The sequence below is a fragment of the Deltaproteobacteria bacterium genome (assembly GCA_019308905.1).
Taxonomy (GTDB): Bacteria; Desulfobacterota; BSN033; order WVXP01; family WVXP01; genus JAFDHF01.
Genome location: JAFDHF010000117.1, coordinates 1 through 5,324 on the forward strand (window position 1 = coordinate 1; position 5,324 = coordinate 5,324).

The following is a 5,324-nucleotide window of genomic DNA, read 5'->3' on the forward strand; positions in this document are numbered from 1 at the left end:
GGGAAGACCGGGAGCGGAGATCAGTACGATGGTGGATGGAATTCCACGCTTCGTCGGCGTCTGGACGCATCCACTCCTGGATACTGTCAGTATAGATCTGGCCGACCACATAGACATCTATAAGAGTGCCCAGCCAGTTCTTTTCGGGAATATGAGTTTTGGGGCCGTAAACATAGTCCCAAAACGCACACAGCGGGAAGGTTTTCAAGCTCGATACCAGGGCTCTTTCGGCGAATACAATACCCTTGTCCAGAAAGGAGAGTTCAGTGGCAGAAAGGATCGATGGGACTTCTTCTTGACGGGAAGCTACCGCAGAAGCGACGGGCATCGCGAAAAAGCAGATGGGAGGGTTGTCCAGTTGTATGGGAACCTGGGTGTAGCTCTCAACGAAGCCTGGAGCTTGACAACTCATATCAGTCACTCAGATGGTTGGGCCAACGACCCGGGACAGGTTGGTGTTTCGCCACCACCTCGAAACGAACGCTACGAGACCAATGATCAGTTTTATCTGGTGAAGTTGTCTCACGCCTACGGCAAATGGCAGGGTTCCTTTAAGTTTTATTACGAAAACGGCTTAGGAGACTGGTTTCAGTGGGATCGTGATGTGGATGAGCCGTTTCAAAGTGTTACTAATTACGACAACTACGGTTTCCGATTCAGAGAGCAGTACCTGCCTTGGGAAAGAGGTGAGATCCTGTTCGGCTACGACAACGATACTTATGGTGGTGATTTTGTGGAGAGATGGCAATCTGATGATCGCCTACAAACTGATTTGAGTTTTCGTAGTAGCGCCCCTTACGTAATGTACAGCCATGTCTTCGGTGATGATTTGAAAATAACCCCATCGGCAGGCGTACGTTTTAACAATAGTCGCTTCTTCGGCAACAACTGGGGACCTCAAGCCGGACTGAAGCTGGAGTGGAAGAGGTCTCAGGTTCACGTTAACTACGCTCACGGGTTCAACCTTCCCGGCGTATGGAGTGCCATTTTTTATGACGACTGGGGAAGGGGCGATCAGTGGAAGGACCTGCGGGCGGAGAAGCTGGATCATTACGAAATTGGCCTGATTCACTCCTTCTCGAAACAGTTCCAGGCGGGGATTTCCTTTTTCTACGATGACGTGAAAGATGCCTTGAGGTTCGTGCCTCCTCCCCCGCCGCCACCTCTCTTCGCCAATCTTGGTGACTACAAAACGACCGGCGGAGAGATCAATCTGGAAGCGATGCCACTAGATACTCTTATCTTGTATTTGGGTGGCAACTACATGAACACGAATCCTTCAAATGTCCCCTACGCGCCCCGGTGGACGTGGGTGACGGGCGCCAGCCTGAGGATGGGACGTCATTGGAGATTGAATTTCGACTCGGAGTGGGTAGACAAGCAACATGTGCTCAATCCTCGATTCCCGGGTCCAGGGGCTACAATCGATGCCTATTTTCTCCTCAATGGTCGCCTGGGATGCCAGGTCAACCATCGAATTGGGATCTTTGTGGCGGGAGAGAACTTAACGGATTCACTGTATGAATTTCGCCCCGGTTATCCCATGCCGGGACGAATCTGGATGGTGGGACTGGATCTGGGTGGCTCGTTCAAGTGGAACTGAACTCATGAAACCCCGTAGTGGCGTTAGGTAACAGTAACAAAAGGACGGAGGGCGACATGCGATACTGGCTTGTTTTGATCTGCGCTATATTGGTGACGAGCTGTGGTCAGATGGATACACTGGAGACGTTTCAGGATCACAATCATCGGGAAGGTTCAGGGATGGTGGAAGTGGAAGTGAAAACTCCTGAGTTGACGAGAATTGAGGAATTTCACGGCCATATCGGTCCTTATGTCGTCCTCGGCTACAAAATGGGCCTGATGGCCAGGGACCTGCTGGACAGCCCGGGCTATTTCGACATGACGGTTGAAGTGGAAAGCCCACTGACTCCGCCACCCTCCTGTTTGATTGATGGAATCCAGCTGGGCTCGGGTTGTACGACCGGGAAACGAAACCTGACGGTCACAAAAGGTCCGATTGGAAGAGCTACCTTCCACACCAAGAAGGGAACTTCTGTGGTTCTGTGTCTCCGACCGGATGTCCCTGAGAAAGTGCGTCTCTGGATTGAGGAAATCGGGGTCGAGAAGTCAGGTAAACGGATACTTGAAGCATCACCCGAAGAATATATTCTCCTGGGGGACGAATAGGGTTGATTGAGATCCTCTCAAATCATCAGGACATAATGAAGATTGACCGGCGTCAAGAACTTTTTCCCCTCGCATTGCATCACCAAAAATGTTACCCAACAAGGGTCGTTGCATCATAGGATGTTACCGAAATATGGGGGCTAAATCCTCACATCCCACTCGACATTCCGGAAAAAGGGTTTTCTTAGGCATGGGGGAATGCTCAGGAATATCTCTACACTCTGGAGATATCGAAAAGTCACTAGAATCTGTCAACGAAGAAGGAGAAAGCTCGAATCCTCGATGAATCCGATCAAAATGGAAATTTCATGTCAGATTATTTCGGTAACAATTTTCGTTGATGCAACGGGACAAGGCAAGCGCCGCAATCCTGGTGGCTTGGTTTGTTTGTTTCCCACAAGTAACGCTATTTTGAGGGTATTTCGAGATACTGTGGGCAATCCGGGCGACCTCCTCTTCTGGTAGTGGAGGATGACACCGACTGGCATTGGCCCCTAAAAGAGCTTTGAATAGTTCATCCGCTTGGAGACCAGTATTTCGCAGCTTTCCGGCAATAGCGGTCAGGATCTTATTGCGCCTCCCCTCCGGAATGATCCCCTCATGGTCTGCCTGACCGTTCAGGGAGAGCTGCTCGTTCAACAGGAACCTGAAGTCCGAGGGTGAATAGAGGCGGGTAAAATCTGCCTCGAGAATCTGGCAGGGTACAGGATTCCCCGGGTCCTTCAGGTTCATCGTCCCCGGCACCCGCATAATGCGAGGCAGGTCGTGAAACGGGTCAGAACCGAGCCTGTCCTGCAGTGCCTTCAGCATCGCCTGGTAATTCGTGGCGTCCCGCAAGGAAACGGGGTTTTCGAAGATCCAGTAGGCATGCAGGCCGTGACCTGACTCCACAAGAGCCATTGGCTCAAGCAGGAGGCCCAGCTTAGTAAGTGGGACCCCAAAGAGGTGTTGGAAGAATCCTTTGACAACATTTGGCACAACACGACGTACTTTGTCTTTCAAGACACTCCTCCGATCCCAGCAAGACCGTTGGGAAGCGTCATGATCGTCACATCGTCACGCACAGGTTTCCCTCTTGAGGAGGTCTTGTGACGCTGTGACGCTGGTGTCGATCCCCTGACCACCTCTCGGGAAGGGGATGATGGCCCATGACCCCACCTTTTGTGTGTCCCAGAAGGCTCATGAAACTGCGCTCCGTTGGATATAGCCGAAGAGGTGCGCAAAATCACATACAGGTAAGCGACGCCAAGCCTATGGTTATGCGGGCCTGTTATGAACCGGGTTGTTGAGGGAGAACGAGAGCAGATGGATGATTCTTCAGATAAGATCTTTGTTATCCAACCGGACGGCGGTTTTGGGGAGGTCGCCCGGAGCCCATACGAGAGCGAGGACATCCTGCAGCGCCTCCTCGAAGAGTATCCTGAACTGTTGGCTGGGGAAACGTTTGAACCCGGAAAGGATGTGCGATTCCTGCTGGTGGGCCGGGAATTCGGTGTGCCGGACAGCGAAGGAGGCTCGGACCGGTGGGCGCTGGATCATCTCTTCCTGGACCAGGATGCTACCCCGACCTTCGTTGAGGTCAAGCGGGCGAGCGACACGAGAATCCGGCGGGAGGTCGTCGGCCAGATGCTTGACTATGCCGCCAACGGTCAGAAGTATTGGCCGGTGGACCGGATGCGGTCGACTGCCATGGACAAACTGGGCGGTGCGGATCAGCTGGCTGAGGCGATCCTCGGCCTGGTTGGACCGGATGAAGAGACGGACCCGGAAGAGCGCATCAACAGGTTCTGGGATGAGGCCGCAAACCGGTTGAGGAGTGGCCGGGTGCGTCTGGTGTTCGTCGCCGACAAGATCCCGCCGGAGCTGAGGCGCATCCTGGAGTTCCTGAACGAGCAGATGCCTCGCATCCAGGTCATCGGCTTGGAGCTGGTCCAATACGAGGGCGACGGTCTGCCGCAGATTCTGGTCCCACGGGTCGTCGGGCAGACCGAAGCCAGCCGGGCGGCGAAGACCGGATCGAGCGGTCCCCGGAAGAAGACCGATCAAGGTTCCTTCCTGGCGGCCTGCCCCGAGAAGGCGAGAATCTTCTTCACCAACATCTTGAACGAGGCAAGGAGTCGCAACCTGGAAATCTATTGGGGCCAGGTAGGGTTCAGCGTCCGGCTCCGGCGGGAGATTCACGGCGATACGACCTCGTTCCTATACGGCTACCCTCCCACCGACAGCATGTCACCAGAACCCCTGTTCCAGGTTTACCTGAAGGCGGTCTCCGACCCAGCAGAAGCTGAGCGTCTGCGCGCAGCGATTCAAAAAGCCGGGCCTTTCCATGGAGGCGGACGGTTTACGCTCAGCGTCCCCGTTACGGAAGAGACGATCACAGCTGCTAAGGCTGGACTGGAAATCATGTTCGGATGGGAGAAGCAGCGGCGGAACCTGGGGAACGACTTAGCATCTGCCGCAGAGCCCTCGAAAGGAACCTGACAGGAATCCCAGGCAGGTCAACATCACACATCCTCACAGGCACACTTTGGGCACACATCCTTCCAGAACCCGTGTCTTTCATGGCTCCTGGGATGGCGCACAGGATTAGTGATCCTGTGGTCTTGAGCCGAAAAAGGGGCTGATCAAGATTCAGGTTCTGAAGACGTGATGATTATGCCATTCGAGGAATTGTGGATTTGGCAAGAACCGATGGGGCGCTTCTATCTGTCTACCGCTCCGAGCGAAAAGGAACTCCTTGGTGGCGAATGGAATAGTCTCGGATTCAAGGAGAGTTGACACTTGTACTGTCAAATCTGGCGTTACGGTAATAAGACCTCTATCAAAAGCCCGATCATGTAAAGCATCCTAGGGCACTAGAAGAAAATACCTGTGCCCAGGCTGTGCCCGCCGGAATCTCGTCTGATCTCACTAAATGCAACTCCTGCCAAAGGTGAGAATTAAGCGAGACGCTGTTTCTCTTGTTATTTCTACAACTTACAGAATCACGCAGCAGCCCTTAAAATCCTGTGCCCGGAAACGGGCGTGCGGGTTCGATCCCCGCCCCGGGCAGATCCCAAGACGCCTATCCCACGCGGCTCTACGGCGGATTACACTCTTCCACCGAATCCATCCGAAATATGTCTTGTGGCGGG

The 5,324-nt window shown here is 53.7% G+C and carries 4 protein-coding genes; 3 read left to right on the forward strand and 1 reads right to left on the reverse strand.

The annotated features are described in order from the left end of the window. Positions 1–28: 28 nt before the first annotated feature. Entirely contained in the window at positions 29–1,603 is a 1,575-nt protein-coding gene (locus tag JRJ26_20115) for a hypothetical protein (GenBank protein ID MBW2059797.1), read from the forward strand. A gap of 161 nt (positions 1,604–1,764) precedes the next feature. Continuing rightward, on the forward strand, positions 1,765–2,190 hold the full coding sequence (locus JRJ26_20120; protein ID MBW2059798.1) for a formylmethanofuran dehydrogenase subunit E family protein: 426 nt from the start codon (positions 1,765–1,767) through the stop codon (positions 2,188–2,190). Between the two features lie 306 nt (positions 2,191–2,496). Here the strand turns inward: JRJ26_20120 and JRJ26_20125 are convergent, their stop codons facing one another. Continuing rightward, positions 2,497–3,192 carry a primase alpha helix C-terminal domain-containing protein gene (locus JRJ26_20125; GenBank protein ID MBW2059799.1) on the reverse strand — a complete coding sequence of 232 codons (696 nt, stop codon included), beginning with the start codon at positions 3,190–3,192 and terminating at the stop codon, positions 2,497–2,499. 303 nt (positions 3,193–3,495) lie between these two features. Here JRJ26_20125 and JRJ26_20130 point away from each other — a divergent pair, with 303 nt between their 5' ends. Continuing rightward, on the forward strand, positions 3,496–4,671 hold the full coding sequence (locus tag JRJ26_20130) for a hypothetical protein (protein MBW2059800.1): 1,176 nt from the start codon (positions 3,496–3,498) through the stop codon (positions 4,669–4,671). Positions 4,672–5,324 lie beyond the last annotated feature (653 nt).